The organism is Streptomyces sp. CA-146814 (genome assembly GCF_050942385.1).
Lineage (GTDB): Bacteria > Actinomycetota > Actinomycetes > Streptomycetales > Streptomycetaceae > Streptomyces.
Window position 1 is genome coordinate 1,245,001 of record NZ_CP192068.1, and the last position, 16,131, is coordinate 1,261,131.

At 70.9% G+C, this 16,131-nt stretch carries 16 protein-coding genes (1 of these 16 only partly in view); 7 read left to right on the forward strand and 9 right to left on the reverse strand.

Going from position 1 to position 16,131, the window contains the following annotated elements:
• A protein-coding gene (locus ACQP09_RS05480) for a DNA-3-methyladenine glycosylase (protein ID WP_433396406.1) crosses the window boundary here: on the reverse strand, nt 1-640 show its 5' portion. 5 nt of this gene lie to the left of the window's left edge; 640 of the gene's 645 nt are visible here — the first part of the coding sequence; its start codon is at nt 638-640; its stop codon lies beyond the left edge, outside the window.
• Nucleotides 641-727: 87 nt separating this feature from the next.
• Here ACQP09_RS05480 and ACQP09_RS05485 point away from each other — a divergent pair, with 87 nt between their 5' ends.
• Nucleotides 728-1,510: a sporulation protein gene (locus ACQP09_RS05485; protein ID WP_018512274.1), complete on the forward strand. Its 783-nt coding sequence runs from the start codon at nt 728-730 to the stop codon at nt 1,508-1,510.
• A gap of 16 nt (nt 1,511-1,526) precedes the next feature.
• Here the strand turns inward: ACQP09_RS05485 and ACQP09_RS05490 are convergent.
• Nucleotides 1,527-2,356 (reverse strand): IS5 family transposase gene (locus ACQP09_RS05490; RefSeq protein ID WP_433406501.1). Its coding sequence is split into 2 segments (ribosomal slippage): nt 1,527-2,017 and nt 2,017-2,356, totalling 831 coding nucleotides; the frame shifts between segments, so codons are not numbered across the junction.
• Between the two features lie 132 nt (nt 2,357-2,488).
• On the opposite strand from ACQP09_RS05490, the gene ACQP09_RS05495 reads away from it, so the two are divergent.
• The gene (locus ACQP09_RS05495; protein WP_433396408.1) at nt 2,489-3,025 is read left to right on the forward strand and encodes a YbhB/YbcL family Raf kinase inhibitor-like protein; all 537 of its coding nucleotides are present in this window, start codon (nt 2,489-2,491) and stop codon (nt 3,023-3,025) included.
• Between the two features lie 138 nt (nt 3,026-3,163).
• Nucleotides 3,164-3,676: an HNH endonuclease gene (locus ACQP09_RS05500; RefSeq protein ID WP_030586321.1), complete on the forward strand. Its 513-nt coding sequence runs from the start codon at nt 3,164-3,166 to the stop codon at nt 3,674-3,676.
• A gap of 75 nt (nt 3,677-3,751) precedes the next feature.
• On the opposite strand, the gene ACQP09_RS05505 is transcribed toward ACQP09_RS05500, so the two are convergent.
• The 4 genes from ACQP09_RS05505 to ACQP09_RS05520 form a co-directional block, all read right to left on the reverse strand.
• Nucleotides 3,752-4,525, reverse strand: coding sequence for a sulfite exporter TauE/SafE family protein (locus ACQP09_RS05505; RefSeq protein ID WP_433396409.1), 774 nt, complete (start codon nt 4,523-4,525; stop codon nt 3,752-3,754).
• Between the two features lie 78 nt (nt 4,526-4,603).
• Nucleotides 4,604-5,623: an SPFH domain-containing protein gene (locus ACQP09_RS05510; RefSeq protein WP_432151766.1), complete on the reverse strand. Its 1,020-nt coding sequence runs from the start codon at nt 5,621-5,623 to the stop codon at nt 4,604-4,606.
• Between the two features lie 99 nt (nt 5,624-5,722).
• Complete coding sequence (locus tag ACQP09_RS05515; RefSeq protein WP_433396411.1) at nt 5,723-6,151, reverse strand: NfeD family protein; 429 nt, start codon at nt 6,149-6,151, stop codon at nt 5,723-5,725.
• A gap of 110 nt (nt 6,152-6,261) precedes the next feature.
• Nucleotides 6,262-7,059, reverse strand: a complete 798-nt coding sequence (locus ACQP09_RS05520; RefSeq protein WP_433396413.1) for an ABC transporter ATP-binding protein — start codon at nt 7,057-7,059, stop codon at nt 6,262-6,264.
• Between the two features lie 158 nt (nt 7,060-7,217).
• On the opposite strand from ACQP09_RS05520, the gene ACQP09_RS05525 reads away from it, so the two are divergent.
• Nucleotides 7,218-8,009, forward strand: coding sequence for a hypothetical protein (locus tag ACQP09_RS05525; protein WP_433396414.1), 792 nt, complete (start codon nt 7,218-7,220; stop codon nt 8,007-8,009).
• A 209-nt stretch (nt 8,010-8,218) separates the two neighbouring features.
• On the opposite strand, the gene ACQP09_RS05530 is transcribed toward ACQP09_RS05525, so the two are convergent.
• Complete coding sequence (locus ACQP09_RS05530; protein ID WP_433396415.1) at nt 8,219-8,863, reverse strand: response regulator; 645 nt, start codon at nt 8,861-8,863, stop codon at nt 8,219-8,221.
• Complete coding sequence (locus ACQP09_RS05535) at nt 8,856-10,001, reverse strand: GAF domain-containing sensor histidine kinase (RefSeq protein ID WP_433396417.1); 1,146 nt, start codon at nt 9,999-10,001, stop codon at nt 8,856-8,858. Before ACQP09_RS05535 ends, ACQP09_RS05530 begins: the two co-directional genes overlap by 8 nt.
• A 245-nt stretch (nt 10,002-10,246) precedes the next feature.
• Between ACQP09_RS05535 and ACQP09_RS05540 the strand changes: the two genes are divergently transcribed.
• From ACQP09_RS05540 to ACQP09_RS05550, 3 genes are all read left to right on the forward strand, one after another.
• Entirely contained in the window at nt 10,247-10,972 is a 726-nt protein-coding gene (locus ACQP09_RS05540; protein ID WP_433396419.1) for an SDR family NAD(P)-dependent oxidoreductase, read from the forward strand.
• Nucleotides 10,969-12,162, forward strand: coding sequence for an S-adenosylmethionine:tRNA ribosyltransferase-isomerase (locus ACQP09_RS05545; protein ID WP_433396421.1), 1,194 nt, complete (start codon nt 10,969-10,971; stop codon nt 12,160-12,162). The genes ACQP09_RS05540 and ACQP09_RS05545 overlap by 4 nt, the downstream gene beginning before the upstream one ends.
• A gap of 272 nt (nt 12,163-12,434) precedes the next feature.
• A complete protein-coding gene (locus ACQP09_RS05550) occupies nt 12,435-13,181 on the forward strand; it encodes a transglycosylase SLT domain-containing protein (protein WP_432151761.1) in 747 nt (248 codons plus the stop codon).
• 82 nt (nt 13,182-13,263) lie between these two features.
• On the opposite strand, the gene ACQP09_RS05555 is transcribed toward ACQP09_RS05550, so the two are convergent.
• Nucleotides 13,264-15,873 carry an FHA domain-containing protein gene (locus ACQP09_RS05555; protein ID WP_433396423.1) on the reverse strand — a complete coding sequence of 870 codons (2,610 nt, stop codon included), beginning with the start codon at nt 15,871-15,873 and terminating at the stop codon, nt 13,264-13,266.
• Between the last annotated feature and the right edge of the window lie 258 nt (nt 15,874-16,131).

The window sequence follows — 16,131 nt, forward strand, 5'->3', positions numbered from 1 at the left end:
TCGCCCGGCGGCGACGGGGAGCGTGGGCGCGGTAGGGGCTCACCGTGGGGTCGCTCTCGATCCAGAAGCGCCATGGCTGGTGTGCCCCGTCGCCGCCGACTCCGGTGCGGGGGCCGCTCCGTACCTGGTCAGGCGCGGGCGGAGTGCCGTGGAGGACGGAGAGTGCGGGGGTGGGGCCGGCGAACAGGTCGCTGCCGTTCAGTGTGCGGTCGACGTCGAGGGCGGTGGCGAGGCGGGCCGGGCCTTTGGCCAGTTCCTTGTCATTGCGGGCCGAGACCCTTCGTACGCGGGCGAGGCCTGCGCCCACGTTGATCTCGCCGGCCCGGAGCAGCACCCCGCTCGCGTGGCCCTCGGGGCCGCAGACCAGGTTGAGGCAGTGCCACATCCCGTACGTGAAGTAGACGTACGTATGGCCGGGCGGGCCGAACATCACGCTGTTGCGGGCCGTGCGGCCCCGGAAGGCGTGCGAGCCGGGGTCGACCTCGCCTGCGTACGCCTCCACCTCGGTGAGGCGGACCTCGATCGTGCCCTCGTCGCTGCGGCGGACGAGCGTGCGGCCCAGCAGGTCGGGGGCGACGTCCAGGACGGAGCGGTCGAAGAAGTCACGGGTGAGCGGTGTGCGGTCGGGGCCCTTGGTCATGCCGTCCGAGGGTACTGGGAAGGCGGGAGCGGGAACCGGCTACGGTCATGGCGCGTATCTAGGGGTCAGGACCAAGAAGGAGTGAACATGGGCTTCAAGCGGCTGCTCGCGAGTCTGGGTGCCGGAGGTGCCTCGGTGGAGACCGAGCTCACCGAGGTGAACGTCGTCCCCGGTGGGGTCGTACAGGGTGAGGTGCGGATCCAGGGCGGGTCGGTGGCCCAGCAGATCGAGGGGCTCTCCGTCGGTCTGCAGGCGCGGGTCGAGGTCGAGAGCGGTGACCAGGAGACGAAGCAGAACATCGAGTTCGCCAAGGTGCGGCTCGGCGGTGCTTTCGAGGTGCAGGCGGGCGCGGTGCACGTGGTGCCGTTCGGTCTGGAGATCCCGTGGGAGACCCCGGTCACGATGTTCGCCGGTCAGCATCTGCGCGGTATGGACATCGGGGTGACCACCGAGCTGGAGATCGCCCGCGCGCTGGACTCCGGTGACCTGGACCCGATCAATGTGCACCCGCTGCCGGCGCAGCAGGCCATTCTCGACGCCTTCGGACAGCTGGGCTTCCGCTTTCGCAGCGCGGACATGGAGCGCGGTCACATCCGCGGGTCGCGTCAGCGGCTGCCCTTCTACCAGGAGATCGAGTTCGTCCCGCCGTCGCAGTACCGCGGGCTCCACCAGGTCGAGCTGACGTTCGTCGCGGACGACCGGGAGATGGACGTGATCCTGGAGATGGACAAGAAGCCGGGGCTGTTCAGCGAGGGCAGCGACTCGTACCGCGCGTTCAAGGTGGGTCTGCACGACTTCCAGCAGACCGACTGGGCCGCGTACCTCAACCAGTGGCTCGCCCAGGTCGGCGGACAGCGCAACTGGCTCTAGGGCCTGTCGTCAAATGTCACGCCCACATCAGGAGTGACGCGAGCGTGACAGCTGCTTCGTAGGACTCGGCAGTCTTGTCGTACCGGGTGGCGATCCCGCGCCACTGCTTCAGGCGGTTGAAGCACCGTTCCACGACGTTGCGGTGCTTGTAGACCTCGCGGTCGAAGGCCGGCGGGCGGCCTCCGCGGCTGCCTCGCCGGGCCCGGTTGCGGGCCTGGTCGGCCCGTTCGGGAATCGTGTGGGCGATGCCCCTGCGACGGAGCCAGGCGCGGATCGCCTTCGAGCTGTAGCCCTTGTCGCCCAGGACGTGATCGGGCCGGACCCGGGGACGGCCGGGTCCGATCCGGGGCACGCGGATCGCTTCCATCACGGCGGTGAACCGGGTGCAGTCGTTGGTGTTTCCACCCGTGACCACGAATGCCAGGGGTCGGCCCCGCCCGTCACAGGCCAGGTGGATTTTGCTGGTCAGACCGCCTCTTGACCGGCCGAGGGCCGGGTCGCGGAGCCCCCTTTTCGGGCCCCGGCCGCGTGCTGGTGAGCGCGGACGATCGTCGAGTCGACGGACACCAGCCAGTCGACGTCGCCCGCCGCATCCGCTTTCGCCTGGGCGGCGCGGAGCATCCGGTCGAACGTCCCGTCCGCCGCCCACCTGCGGAAACGCGTATGCAGCGTGGCCCACGGGCCATAGCGCTCGGGCACGTCCCGCCAGGCCGTCCCGGTCCGGAACTTCCACACGATCCCGTTCAGGACCCTGCGATCGTCCAACCGCTTGCGTCCCCGCAACGACGCGGGCAGCAGCGGCCGGACGAACTCCCACTCGGCATCCGACAGTTCATGGCGACGTATCACGACACCATGATCCACCAGCGGTGATCATTTGAAGACACTGCCTAGGGCTCTAGGGTCGGGTGGGGTAGATCCGTCAGGTGGGGAAACCCGATGACGACGAGCCGACGCCGATCAGGAGAGGTACGAGACGTGACCGAGCCGAAGAGGGCCCCGCTGCCGCACGACTTCCATCCGGAGGTGCACGCGTTCACCGTGACGAGCAAGGATCTCGCGCCGGGTGCCGTGCTGGGGGACGCGCAGGTGCTTGCGTCCGGGAACACGTCGCCGCACCTGCGGTGGGAGGGGTTCCCGGCGGAGGCCAAGAGCTTCGCCGTGACGTGTTTCGATCCGGATGCCCCGACGGGGAGCGGGTTCTGGCACTGGGTGGTCTTCGACATTCCGGTGTCGGTGACCGAGCTGCCGGCCGGCGCGGGCAGCGGTGCGTTCGCGGGGCTGCCCGAGGGCGCCGTCCAGGCCCGTAACGACTACGGGGCGAAGGAGTTCGGCGGGGCCGCGCCGCCGGCCGGGGAGAACCACCGCTATGTGTTCACCGTGTACGCGGTGGACACCGAGAAGCTCGGTATCGACAGCGACTCCTCGCCCGCGGTGGTCGGCTTCAACCTCCGGTTCCACACGCTGGGGCGTGCTCAGCTGGTCGGTGAGTACGAGGCTCCCGCCGCCGATTAGTTCGCCTGTTGTTTGCCCTGCTCTGGTCTTGGAGAGATCAGAGCAGGGCATTTTTTATTGCGTTGTCCATCGCGGCCTGCCCAGCCAGAGTTGATCCGGGCCTGCCAGGGGGCGGGCGGCACACGGGAGGTGGGCAGGATGCGTGACACGCTGGTTCTCAACGCGAGCTTCGAGCCGCTGTCGACAGTGACGCTCAACCGTGCGGTGGTCCTGATCCTGACGGACAAGGCCGTCGTCGAGCAGTCGCACCCCGAGCTCCGTATGCGTGGTGCCGCCGTGGACATTCCGGCGCCCCGGGTGATCAGGCTCTGCCGGTACGTGCGGGTGCCGTTCCGAAGACAGGCGCCGTGGTCGAGGAGGGGCGTGCTGATCCGGGACCAGCACCGGTGCGCGTACTGCGGGAGGCGGGCGTCCACCGTGGACCATGTGGTGCCGCGGGCCCAGGGCGGTCAGGACACCTGGCTGAACACGGTGGCGTCCTGCGCCGAGGACAACCACCGCAAGGCGGCCCGGACGCCGGAGCAGGCGGGGATGCCGTTGCTGAAGCAGCCGTTCGTCCCCTCCCCCGCCGAGGCGATGCTGCTGGCGATGGGGGCCGGTGACCGGGCGGAGCTGCCGGAGTGGCTGGACCGGGCGGCGGCTGCCGCGTAGAGCCATGGCGTAGATGACGTACGGCTGATGCTGTGTGCGTGGGCCCGTCCCTGTGCGGGGGCGGGCCCACGGGGGTCAGCGGAGCAGCAGCTGGACGATGGCCGCCGAGCCGACCACGACGATCAGGGCGCGCAGGAGGGTGGGGCTGAGGCGGCGGCCGACCTTGGCGCCTATCTGGCCGCCGATGGCCGAGCCGGCCGCGATCAGCACGACCGCCGTCCAGTCGAAGTCGGCGACGAAGAGGAAGAACAGCGCGGCGATGGTGTTGACCACGGCGGCCAGGACGTTCTTGACGGCGTTGAGGCGCTGGAGGGTGTCGTCGACCAGCATGCCCATCAGGGAGAGGTAGATGATCCCCTGGGCGGCCGTGAAGTAGCCGCCGTAGACGCTGGCGAGCGTCAGGCCGGTGAAGAGGATCGGGCCGCCGTCGGGGCGGGGCGGGGTGCCGGTGCGTTCGCGGCGGCGCTGGACGGCTTTGCTGATGCGTGGTTGCAGGATCACCAGGACGAGGGCCAGGGCGACCAGGACCGGGACGATCGTCTCGAACGCGGTGGAGGGCAGCGCGAGCAGGAGGGTGGCACCGGTGAGGCCGCCGATGGCGGCTCCGACGCTCAGTTTGAGGATGCGGCGGCGTTGGCCGGCCAGCTCCTTGCGGTAGCCGATGGCTCCGCTGATGGAGCCGGGGATGAGGCCGAGCGCGTTGGAGACGGTGGCGGTGACCGGCGGGAGGCCGGTGGCGAGCAGGACGGGGAAGGTGATCAGGGTGCCTGAGCCGACGATCGTGTTGATCGTGCCCGCGCCGACTCCCGCCGCGAAGACGGCGAGTATTTCCCAGATGGACAAGGCCATCTCCTTCGATGGTCAGTGATGCCTCCCCGCCATGAAGGTCGAGGGGCCTCACTGATCATGCACGAAGGGGGTGGCGCGTCAGTGGACCGGGGGTTCTTCGCGGCGTTCGACGGCGGTGCCACGGGGGTTGACCACGCCGGGACCGCCTCCGTTGCCGCCGTTGCCCCCGTTTCCGCCGTTGCCTCCATTGCCCTCGTTGCCTCCGGTGTTGAAGCCCGGGGCGCCGCCGCCGATGTTGCCGAAGGCGCCGCTGAGGCCCTTGAGGGCGTCGCCGATCTCGCTGGGCACGATCCAGAGCTTGTTGGCGTCGCCCTCGGCGATCTTCGGGAGCATCTGGAGGTACTGGTACGACAGCAGCTTCTGGTCCGGGTCGCCGGCGTGGATGGCCTCGAAGACCGTACGTACCGCCTGGGCCTCGCCCTCGGCCCTGAGGGCCGCTGCCTTCGACTCGCCCTCGGCGCGCAGGATCGCGGACTGCTTCTCACCTTCGGCGGTGAGGATCTGGGACTGCCGGATACCTTCGGCGGTGAGGATCGCGGCGCGCTTGTCGCGGTCGGCGCGCATCTGCTTCTCCATCGAGTCCTGGATGGAGGTGGGCGGTTCGATGGCCTTGAGCTCGACGCGGTTGACGCGGATGCCCCACTTGCCGGTGGCCTCGTCGAGGACGCCGCGCAGGGCCGCGTTGATCTCCTCGCGGGAGGTCAGGGTCCGCTCCAGGTCCATGCCGCCGATGATGTTGCGGAGGGTGGTGACGGTGAGCTGCTCGATCGCCTGGATGTAGCTGGCGACTTCGTAGGTCGCGGCGCGGGCGTCGGTCACCTGGTAGTAGATGACGGTGTCGATGTTGACGACCAGGTTGTCCTGGGTGATCACCGGCTGCGGCGGGAAGGGCACGACCTGTTCACGGAGGTCGATCCGGTTGCGGATCGAGTCGATGAACGGGACGACGATGTTCAGGCCCGCGTTGAGGGTGCGCGTGTAGCGGCCGAAGCGCTCGACGATGGCGGCGCTGGCCTGCGGGATGACCTGGATCGTCTTGATCAGGGCGATGAAGACGAGCACCACCAGAATGATCAGGACGATGATGATCGGTTGCATCGTGTCTCTCGTGCCCTTCGGTTGCCGGCGGATCTCATGATGATCGACATGATCGACTTCGAGTCTCGCAGAACTGCGCCCGCCCCGTGCGTGGTTCGCTCACATGACGACGGCCGTCGCTCCCTCGATGTCCACGACATCGACCTGTCGGCCGGGCTCGTAGACCTGGTCCTCGTCGAGCGAGCGCGCCGACCAGACCTCGCCGGCGAGCTTGATGCGGCCGCCGGCGGCGCTGACCCGTTCCAGCACGACCGCCTGACGGCCTTTCAGCGCGTCGATACCGCTGGCGTGTCCGGTCTGTCCGGCCCGGTGTCTGGCGGCGATCGGGCGGACGACGACGAGCAGCGCCACCGACACCCCGACGAAGACCAGCACTTGGGCGACGATGCCGCCGCCGAGCGCGGCGACGAGCGACGCTGTCAGCGCCCCGACCGCGAACATTCCCAACTCGGGCATCGCGGTCAGGACGAGGGGGATGCCCAGCCCCACCGCGATGATCAGCCACCACACCCACGCGTCGATGTCCACATGGTCATCGTAGGACTGTCGGTGCGTCACCGACAGGGCGCAGGGGTGGTCAACTGTCGTCAACTGCGGTACGCGCCGCAGGGCTTGTTCCGGGGATCGCCCCGGGCCGGTCAGGAGAGGGGCAGGCCGTGGGCGGTGTAGCGGTCGCCGGTGTGCTCGACGATCAGCGGCAGGCCGAAGCAGAGCGAGAGGTTACGGGAGCTGAGCTCGGTCTCCATGGGTCCGGCCGCGAGGATCCTGCCCTGGCGGATCATCAGGACGTGGGTGAAGCCGGGCGCGATCTCCTCGACATGGTGGGTGACCATGATCATGGAGGGGGCGTACGGGTCGCGGGCGAGGCGGCCGAGGCGGCGGACCAGGTCCTCGCGGCCGCCGAGGTCGAGTCCGGCGGCGGGCTCGTCGAGGAGCAGCAGTTCGGGGTCGGTCATCATCGCGCGGGCGATCAGCGTGCGCTTGCGCTCTCCTTCGGAGAGCGTGCCGAACTTGCGGTCCAGGTACTCGGTCATGCCGAGGCGGTCCAGGAAGGCGCGGGCGCGCTCTTCGTCGACGGCCTCGTAGTTCTCGTGCCAGGTGGCGGTCATGCCGTACGCGGCGGTGAGCACGGTCTGCAGGACCGTCTGCTTCTTGGGCAGCTTGTCGGCCATCGCCACGCCCGCCATGCCGATGCGGGGGCGGAGCTCGAAGACGTCGGTGCCGACGCCGCCCAGCTGCTCACCGAGGACGGTGGCCGTTCCCTTGCTCGGGAAGAGGTAGCTGGACGCCAGGTTGAGGAGCGTCGTCTTGCCGGCGCCGTTGGGGCCCAGGATGACCCAGCGCTCCCCCTCCTTGACCGACCAGGAGACGTCGTCCACCAGAGCGCGTCCGTCGCGGACCACGGATACGTCCACCAGCTCCAGTACATCGCTCATGAGCGCGTTGTCTCCCCATGCAGTCTCGTCGAGATCGTCGCGTGCCTGTGGGCACAGTCCCAGGAGAAAACCTACGCCACCGCGCGAGTGGTCCGGCCGTGAGGTCCGGTCCCGGTCCGTCTCCGGTCCGTTCCCGGTTCGTTCTCTAGGCTGTCTCCATGCTTGTGGAACCACGTTCAGGGTTGTTGGCCGCCTGGGGGAACGCGCTTCTGGCGGGACTTGTCTCGCCGGACGACGCGGCTCTCGCGGTTGTCGGGGAGGACGCGGTGCACCGCGTCGAGGGGCTGCCGGGTGAGGCGGGGCCGGTCGGACTCACGCTGGCGCTCGGGCGGCTGCGGGCGCTGGGGGCGACCGGTTTCCGGGTCGCGCTGCCGGTGCCGGGGCATCCGCTGGGGCTGTCCGGTCCGCCGGACTTCAACGCGCGGGCGCTGGAGGCGGAGGAGGCGGTGATCGCGTACGGGGTGCCGTACGGGCTGGTGCCGGAGGTGAGCGAGGTCGGGCCGGCCGGGGATCTGCACGTCGAGGTGGTGTGGCGGGTGCTGCCGGTACGGGAGGCGCCGCCGGCGGACGTGCCGTCGCTGAGCGAGGCGGAGCGGGAGCTGGCGGAGGCGTTGCGGGAGGCGACGGCGGCGCTGTCCCGGCTGGATGTGGCCGGTTCCGGGCCGGTGGCGGAGGCGGCGGTGGACGCGTACCGGGCGCGGGCGGAGGGGGGCCGGGGGCGGGATGTGCTGGCGCCCGGGTATCCGCCGCGGGCGGTGCGGGTGCTGGAGCTGGCGCGGCGGGTGGGGCTGCTGGTCTCGGTGGCGTACGGGTCGGGGCACGGGGGTGCGGTGAGCGCGTCGGAGATCGCGGCTCGGGGGGATGCGTTGCGGCCGGTGGAGCGGGTGGCTCGGCGGGCGGTTGTCGCCGCGTACAACGCGTATGTGGAGGGCGGGGAGGTGGCGCGGTAGCCGCGGGCCTTTGTCCTCAGGCGCCGGACGGGCTGATTCCCGGGTGCCCCTGGGCGGGGGGCGTGTTCTGGGCGGGCCCACCGGGGGTGAGGGTTCCGTCCTCAAACGCCGGACGGGCTGGGGTTTGCCGGGCTCGGTGCTCCGTTGCCTCGGGGGCTCCTGCGCGAGGGGTCCGGCCTCAAGCGCCGGACGGGCTGGGGTGGCGCTGGTCAGCCCGCGGCCCCGTTCCGGACCGCCCACAGCGCCGCCTGCGTGCGGTCCGCCAGGTCGAGTTTCATCAGGATGTTCGACACATGGGTCTTGACCGTCTTCTCCGAGAGGACGAGCGCGCGGGCGATCTCCCGGTTGGAGCGGCCGTCGGCGATGAGGCCGAGGACCTCGCGCTCGCGCTCGGTGAGGGTGCTCCCCCGGCCCGTACCGCTGCCCGCGTCCTCCTGGGCGAGGAGTGCGCCGGCGACCTCCGGCTGGAGCAGGACGTGTCCGGCGTGGACCGACCGGATGGCACCGGCCAGGGCGTCCGGGTCGACGTCCTTGTAGACGTAACCGGAGGCTCCGGCGCGCAGGGCCGGGACCACCGTGCGCTGTTCGGTGAAGCTGGTGACGATGAGGACCTTGGCCGGGTTGTCGAGCCGGCGGAGCCTGCGCAGGGCCTCGATGCCGTCGGTGCCGGGCATCTTGATGTCCATGAGGACGACGTCGGGCCGCAGCTCCACGGTGCGGGCCACGCCCTCCGCGCCGTCGGACGCCTCGCCGACGACCTCTATGTCCTCCTGGATCTCCAGGAACGTACGCAGTCCACGGCGGACCACCTGGTGGTCGTCGACCAGCAGCACCTTGATGATCTTCTCAGCCACCGGGGACCTCCATCTCGATCGTGGCGCCCTTTCCGGGCTCCGAAACAACGGTGAGGCGGCCGCCGACGCTCTTGGCCCGGTGGCGCATGGAGACGAGCCCGAGGTGGCGGCCCGCCCGCCGGACGGCCATGGGGTCGAAGCCGATGCCGTCGTCGGTGATGAGCAGGACGGTCGCGGCCGCGCGCCGGGTCAGGGTGACGTGCACGCGCTCGGCGCCGGAGTGGCGCAGCGCGTTGTGCAGGGCCTCCTGGGCGACCCGGAGCAGCGCCTCCTCCTGGGCGGCGGGCAGGGCGCGTACACCGCTGCTGCCGAAGGTGACCGCGGCCGCGTGGGCCCGGTCCAGGACCTGGATCTGGGTACGGAGGGTGGCGATCAGGCCGTCCTCGTCGAGTGCGGCCGGGCGCAGCTCCACGACGGCCGCCCGCAGCTCGTCGACGGCTTCGGCGGCGAGGACGGCGACCTGCTGGAGCTCTCCCTTGGCGCGGGCCGGGTCGCGGTCGACGAGTGCGGCGGCGGCCTGGGCGGTGAGCCGGAGCGAGAACAGCTTCTGGCTGACCGCGTCGTGCAGCTCGTGGGCGAGGCGGGAGCGTTCCTCGGCGATGGTCAGCTCGCGGCTGCGCTCGTAGAGGCGGGCGTTGGTGAGGGCGATCGCGGCGTGCTGGGCGAGGATCGAGAGCAGTTCCTCGTCCTCGGCGGTGAAGCCGCAGCCGCCGTCGGGCTTGGGGCACATCTTGTTGGCGAGGAAGAGCGCGCCGATGATCTCGTCGCCGTCCGTGATGGGCAGGCCGAGGAAGTCGGACATGTCCGGGTGCGCGTCGGGCCAGCCCTCGAAGCGTGGGTCCTTGCGGACGTCGGCGAGCCGCTCGGGCTTCGCCTGGTGCAGCATCGCGGCGAGGATGCCGTGCTGGCGGGGCAGCGGGCCGATGGCCTTCCACTGTTCGTCGCTCACGCCGTCGACGACGAACTGGGCGAAGCCGCCGTGGTCGTCCGGGACGCCCAGGGCCGCGTACTGGGCGTCGAGCAGGTCGCGGGCGGAGGCGACGATCGTCTTGAGGACGTCTCCTACTTCGAGGTGCCGGCTCATGGCGAGCAGCGCGGCACTCACCGCGGCGAGGGCCGACGGTGGGCGATGACTCATGGGATCACCGTACCGGCGGGGGTACGGGGGCCGTATCGGGCCGAGGACGGCTGCGGGCGGGCCGTGGACCTAGGCCGGTCGTGGCCCGTAGCCGGTCGCAGGTCCTAGGACCTCCCCGGTCCTAGGACGAAGTGCCGGGTGCGGGTGCGGCTCCTGGGCGAGGCGCTCCGTGATCAGGGCTTCCTAGGTTGGAGTCGCCGGGGTCGGCCCGGTGGACGCCGATGCGCTGTAAGGGGACGGTCACGATGCCGGTTGCGTTGATCACGGGTGGTTCGAAGGGGCTGGGGCGCGCGCTGGCCGAGGCGCTGGCCCGGCAGGGGTGGGATCTGGTGCTGGACGCGCGGACGTCCGGGGTGCTGGAGGCGGCGGCGAAGGAGGTGCGGGAGCGGTACGGGGCGCGGGTGGTGGCCGTGCCGGGCGATGTCACGGACGCGGCGCACCGGGCGGAGCTGGTGGCGGCCGCCGGGGAGCTGGGCGGGCTCGATCTGCTGGTGAGCAATGCCAGCGTGCTGGGTGCCGAGCCGCTGGTCCGGCTGGAGGCGCAGCCGCTGGAGGGGTTGCGGCAGGCGCTGGAGACCAATGTGGTGGCCGCGCTCGGCCTCGTACAGGAGGCGCTGCCGTTGCTGCGGGCGTCGGCCTCGGGGGCGGTTGTGATGGTCAGCTCGGACGCGGCGGCGGAGGCGTACGAGACGTGGGGCGGTTACGGGGCGTCGAAGGCGGCGCTGGACCAGCTGGCGGCGGTGCTGGGCGTGGAGGAGCCGGGGCTGCGGGTGTGGGCGGTCGATCCGGGGGACATGGACACGGATCTGTACGAGGCCGCGGTGCCGGACGACGGCGGGGAGACGCGCCCGTCGCCGGCGAGCGTGGCGCCCGCGTTCCTGCGGTTGGTGCGGGAGCGGCCGGCGAGCGGCCGGTTCGCCGCTCCGGCGCTGCTGGAGGAGGGCCCGGGGGCTTTCGGGGGTGCGCGGTGAGTGCGGTGGAGGCGGCGCGGCGGGACGGGAGCCCGGGTGCTCCGGCGGATGAGGGGTGCCGGGCGTCGTCGCTGGAGGCGTTGCGGGTGCCGGTGGAGCTGTCGGCCCGGGTGCCGGCCGAGCAGCGGGGGTCGGGGCGGGACGACGTACGGCTGCTGGTGACGCGGGGGCCGGCCGTCTCGCACCATGCGTTCCGGGAGTTGCCGGGGCAGCTGCGGGCCGGTGACGTGCTGGTGGTGAACACGTCGGCGACGTTGCCGGCCGCGGTGAACGGGCGGGTGGGCGGCGAGCGGGTCGTCGTGCACTTCTCCACGCGGGGTGAGGACGGGCGGTGGGCGGTGGAGCTGCGGGCGCCCGGCGCCTCGGGGGCCAGCGGGCCGCGTCCGGGCGGGCCCGCCGGTGCCGTCGTACGGCTGCCGGGCGGGCGGGAGCTGGTGCTGGAGGAGCCGGTGGGAGGCGGTCTGCCGGGCGGGCCGGACCGGCGCCGCGCCCCGGGCCCCGCCGTGGGCGCGCGATTGTGGTGGGCGCGGGTTCCGCAGCGGGTGCCGGAGCTGTTGCGGCGGTACGGGCGGCCGATCCGGTACGCGTACACGGAGCGGGACCAGCCGCTCTCGGCGTACCAGACGGTGTTCGCGGTCCAGGGGGCCGACGGGAGCGGTTCGGCGGAGATGCCGAGCGCCGCCCGGCCCTTCACCGCCGCCCTGGTGGCGGAGCTGGTGAGCCGCGGGGTGCAGTTCGCGCCGCTGTCGCTGGATACGGGGGTGGCGTCGGCGGAGGCGCACGAGCCGCCGTACCCGGAACGGTTCGCGGTGCCGTCCGCCACGGCGTGGCTGGTGAACGCGGCGCGGGCGGCGGGCGGCCGGGTGGTCGCGGTCGGGACGACGGCGGTGCGGGCGCTGGAGTCGGCGGCGGACGCGGACGGAGTGGTGCGGCCCGCCGCGGGCTGGACGGACCTGGTGGTGACGCCGCGCCGGGGTGTGCGGGTGGTGGACGGGCTGCTGACCGGGCTGCACGAACCGCAGGCCTCGCACCTGCTGATGCTGGAGGCGGTGGCGGGGCGTGAGGCGCTGCGCCTCGGGTACGAGGCGGCGCTGGAGCGGCGCTACCTCTGGCACGAGTTCGGCGACGTCCACCTCATCCTGCCGGATGAGGAACGTAACGCTCCGAATTGCTCCAGCAACGAGTGGTGAGGTCGGCGCGTCGCCGATGTGAGCCCAGGCATAGGGCGCAGGTCACTTACGAACGTCCCTAGTGGACCCAAAAGGGCGTTTTGGGTGGGCATGAGCGGGGGTTATTTCGGACGAACAGGACCCTGTTCCACTACCCGGCTTCGTACGTCACACCTTTGCCACGCAATTTTGCTGCCGCTAAGAATTGCTCTCGTCCCCGACGGAGGTGCGCATCGCCGCCTCCGGTCTCGTCCTCCGTGAGGACACCTGAGCATTCGAAGAGGTAGCCCTACATGTCTGCGACTCGCATCCCCAGCCGTGTCCGTCGTCTGAACAAGGTCCAGAAGATCTCCGTGGCCGGTGTGTCGGCCCTGGCCGTCGCCTCCCTGACCTTCTCGCTCGTCCCGTCGAACGCCGAGGCCGAGGTCGCCCCGCAGGCAGCAGGCGCTGCCGCCCCCGTCGCCTTCACCGGTGGCTCCGCACAGGCCAAGACCGTGCAGAACAGCATCATCGAGCAGCACTCCACCGCCGAGCAGCTCGTGAAGGCCGCCGACGCCGCCAAGGCGAAGGCCGCCGCCGAGACCAAGGCGAAGGCCGCGAAGGCCAAGGCCGCGGCGGACGCGAAGGACAAGGCCGAGAAGGCCGCCAAGGCCAAGGCCGACGCGAAGAAGCGCGGCGCCGAGGCCGCCAACCGCTCCACCGCGCGCAAGCCCGTCTACGCCAACAACCTGGACGGCTGGATCCGCGAGGCCATGGCGATCATGAAGAAGGAAGGCATCCCCGGCTCCTACGAGGGGATCCACCGCAACATCATCCGGGAGTCCAGCGGCAACCGCTGGGCGATCAACAACTGGGACATCAACGCCCGCAACGGCGTCCCCTCCAAGGGCCTTCTCCAGGTGATCCAGCCGACCTTCGACCGGTACCACGTCAAGGGCACCAAGAAGGACCTGTACGACCCGGTCGCCAACATCGTCGCCGCCTGCAACTACGCGGCCGACCGCTACGGCACCATGGACAACGTCGACAGCGCGTACTGAGCCCAGCAGCGCACATGCCGGAGGCCGGCACCCCACGGGGTGCCGGCCTCGGCGTCGTACCGTACAAGCCTCCGTACGGGCCTTACTTGCGCATGACCTCCGGCTCGTGGCGGCGCAGCAGCCGGGCGACGGCGAAGGCGCAGAGGAGGCCGAGCACCAGCAGCACGAAGATGTTGATCCCCCACTGGGTCGCCGTGGCCTCCCAGAGCGGGTCCAGGTCGGTCGGGTTCTTCGGGTCCCACGGCGGCATCAGGTTGGCCAGGTCCAGGGTGGTGCCGGCCGCGGCCACGCCCCAGCGGGACGGCATCAGCCAGGTGAGCTGCTCCAGGCCGGGCGTACCGTACACCTGGAAGAGGACCCCGGTGAACACCAGCTGGACGATCGCGAACATGACCAGCAGCGGCATGGTCATCTCGGAGGTCTTGACCAGCGCGGAGATCATCAGGCCGAACATCATCGAGGTGAACCCGAGGGCCACGATGGAGAGGCAGATCTCGACGGCCGGAGACATGAACAGGCCCTCGGCCGGCAGGTCACGGGCGGCGAAGCAGATTCCGCAGAGGATGACGCTCTGGAAGGCCGTGATCACGCCGAGCACGATCACCTTGGACACCAGGTAGGCCGAGCGGGAGAGGCCGGTGGCCCGTTCCCGTTCGTAGATGACGCGTTCCTTGATCAGTTCCCGTACGGAGCTGGCCGAACCGGCCAGGCAGATGCCGACCGCGAGGATCAGCAGGATCATTCCGGCCTTGCCGTTGAACTGGGTCGGCGGGGTCGGCGGGGCCAGTCCGAAGTCGGCCGGGATGACCGCGGCCAGCACACCGATCACCGCCGGCAGCGCCACCATCAGACCGAGGAAGGCCTTGTCGGAGGCGATGACCGAGGTGTATCTGCGCACCAGGGTCCACAGCTGCGTCCCCCAGCTCTGCGGCTTCGGCGGCCGCATCTGCTGGGGCGGCGGCATGTGGACGGACTGCGCGGCGACGGCGTCGATGTCGGCGGCGTACATCTGGTAGTGCTGCGAACCGCGCCAGCGGCCCGCCCAGTCGTAGTCGCGGTAGTTCTCGAAGGCGGAGAAGACGTCGGCCCAGGAGCTGTAGCCGAAGAAGTTCAGCGCCTCCTCCGGCGGACCGAAGTACGCGACGGCGCCGCCGGGCGCCATCACGAGCAGCTTGTCGCAGATGGCCAGCTCGGCCACGGAGTGCGTGACGACGAGCACGGTACGGCCGTCGTCGGCGAGGCCGCGCAGCAGTTGCATGACATCGCGGTCCATGCCCGGGTCGAGGCCGGAGGTCGGCTCGTCCAGGAAGATCAGCGACGGCTTGGTCAGCAGCTCCAGGGCGACCGAGACGCGCTTGCGCTGGCCGCCGGAGAGCGAGGTGATCTTCTTGTCCTTGTGGATGTCGAGCTTGAGCTCGGCGAGGACCTCGGTGATCCGGGCCTGGCGCTCGGCCTCGGTGGTGTCCGCGGGGAAGCGGAGCCTGGCCGCGTACTTGAGGGCCTTGGTGACGGTCAGTTCCTTGTGCAGGATGTCGTCCTGCGGGACCAGACCGATGCGCTGGCGCAGTTCGGCGAACTGCTTGTACAGGTTCCGGTTGTCATAGAGGACGTCGCCCTCGTCGGCGGGCCGGTAGCCGGTGAGGGCCTTGAGGAGAGTCGACTTCCCGGAGCCGGAGGGGCCGATGACCGCGACCAGCGACTTCTCCGGGACGCCGAAGGAGACGTCCTTGAGGATCTGCTTGCCGCCGTCGACCGTCACCGTGAGGTGGCGGGCCGAGAAGGAGACCTGGCCGGTGTCGACGAACTCTTCCAGCCGGTCGCCGACCAGGCGGAACGTCGAGTGGCCGACGCCGACGATGTCGTTCGGGCCGAGCAGCGCCGAGCCGGACTTCTGGAGCGGCAGACCGTTGACGTACGTGCCGTTGTGCGAGCCGAGGTCGCGGATCTCGAACCGGCCGTCGGGCGTCGCGTGGAACTCGGCGTGGTTGCGGGAGACCTGGAGGTCGGAGACGACCAGCTCGTTCTCCAGCGCACGGCCGATGCGCATGACCCGGCCGAGCGCCAGCTGGTGGAACGTGGTCGGGCTGCGGTCGCCGTAGGCGGGCGGAGCACCTGCGGCACCGCCGTGGACCGGTCCGCCGCCGTGGGCCGGGGCGGCGGGCCGGGCCGGGCCCTGCTGGTGCGGAACCTGCTGCTGGTGCGGGGCCTGCTGCTGGTGCTCCGGTGCCTGCTGCTGCCACGCCTGCTGGGGCGGGGCCTGGTGCTGGGCGGCTGCCTGCTGTCCGGGCCAGGCGCCGCCGCCCGCCTGCGCGTGCTGCTGCGGCTGGTGTTGCTGGTGCGCGGGGGCCTGGTGGGCTGCGGCGGCCGGCCGGCCGCCGTGAGCACCGGCACCGGCGGTGAGATTCAGCTGCGGGCCGTCGGTCGCGTTGCCCAGGCGCACGGCGGAGCCGGGCCCGATCTCCGTCCGCTGGATCCGCTGTCCCTGCACATACGTGCCGTTGGTGGAGCCGTGGTCCTCGATGAACCAACTCCGGCCGCCCCAGCTGATCGTGGCGTGCCGCCACGAGACCCTGGCGTCGTCGATCGTCAGGTCCCCCTGCGGGTCACGCCCCAGGGTGTACGGCCTGGACGGATCGAGCGTCCAGGTGCTGCCATTCAATTCCAGTACGAGTTCCGGCACTCCGCGCCCCACTAGTTGTCCCCCGTGTTACCCCCGTCGCAGGGAGTCTAGGGATGCTGAACATCGTGGGGAACTATTCCAGGAGCAGTCCCTTATCCGAAAGTCGGGCCGGAGAAGCCGGTCCTGGAAGCGGAGAAGCGGTGTGATCCCGGAACAAAGGGGACAGCGGGCGGAACGCCCGGGTCTGCCCCGGGTCTGCCCCGGGTCTGCTCCGTGTCGTCCGTCCGGCACTCGGGACGGGCAGCCGGGCGCGGCCTCGAGACCGATACG

What these genes read in the sequence shown, in the direction of transcription:
- ACQP09_RS05485 (WP_018512274.1), top strand. Translation starts at nt 728, where the DNA reads ATGGGCTTCAAGCGGCTGCTCGCGAGTCTGGGTGCCGGAGGTGCCTCG.
- ACQP09_RS05500 (WP_030586321.1), top strand. Translation starts at nt 3,164, where the DNA reads ATGCGTGACACGCTGGTTCTCAACGCGAGCTTCGAGCCGCTGTCGACA.
- ACQP09_RS05505 (WP_433396409.1), bottom strand. Translation starts at nt 4,525, where the DNA reads ATGGCCTTGTCCATCTGGGAAATACTCGCCGTCTTCGCGGCGGGAGTC.
- ACQP09_RS05510 (WP_432151766.1), bottom strand. Translation starts at nt 5,623, where the DNA reads ATGCAACCGATCATCATCGTCCTGATCATTCTGGTGGTGCTCGTCTTC.
- ACQP09_RS05520 (WP_433396413.1), bottom strand. Translation starts at nt 7,059, where the DNA reads ATGAGCGATGTACTGGAGCTGGTGGACGTATCCGTGGTCCGCGACGGA.
- ACQP09_RS05525 (WP_433396414.1), top strand. Translation starts at nt 7,218, where the DNA reads ATGCTTGTGGAACCACGTTCAGGGTTGTTGGCCGCCTGGGGGAACGCG.
- ACQP09_RS05535 (WP_433396417.1), bottom strand. Translation starts at nt 10,001, where the DNA reads ATGAGTCATCGCCCACCGTCGGCCCTCGCCGCGGTGAGTGCCGCGCTG.
- ACQP09_RS05540 (WP_433396419.1), top strand. Translation starts at nt 10,247, where the DNA reads ATGCCGGTTGCGTTGATCACGGGTGGTTCGAAGGGGCTGGGGCGCGCG.
- ACQP09_RS05550 (WP_432151761.1), top strand. Translation starts at nt 12,435, where the DNA reads ATGTCTGCGACTCGCATCCCCAGCCGTGTCCGTCGTCTGAACAAGGTC.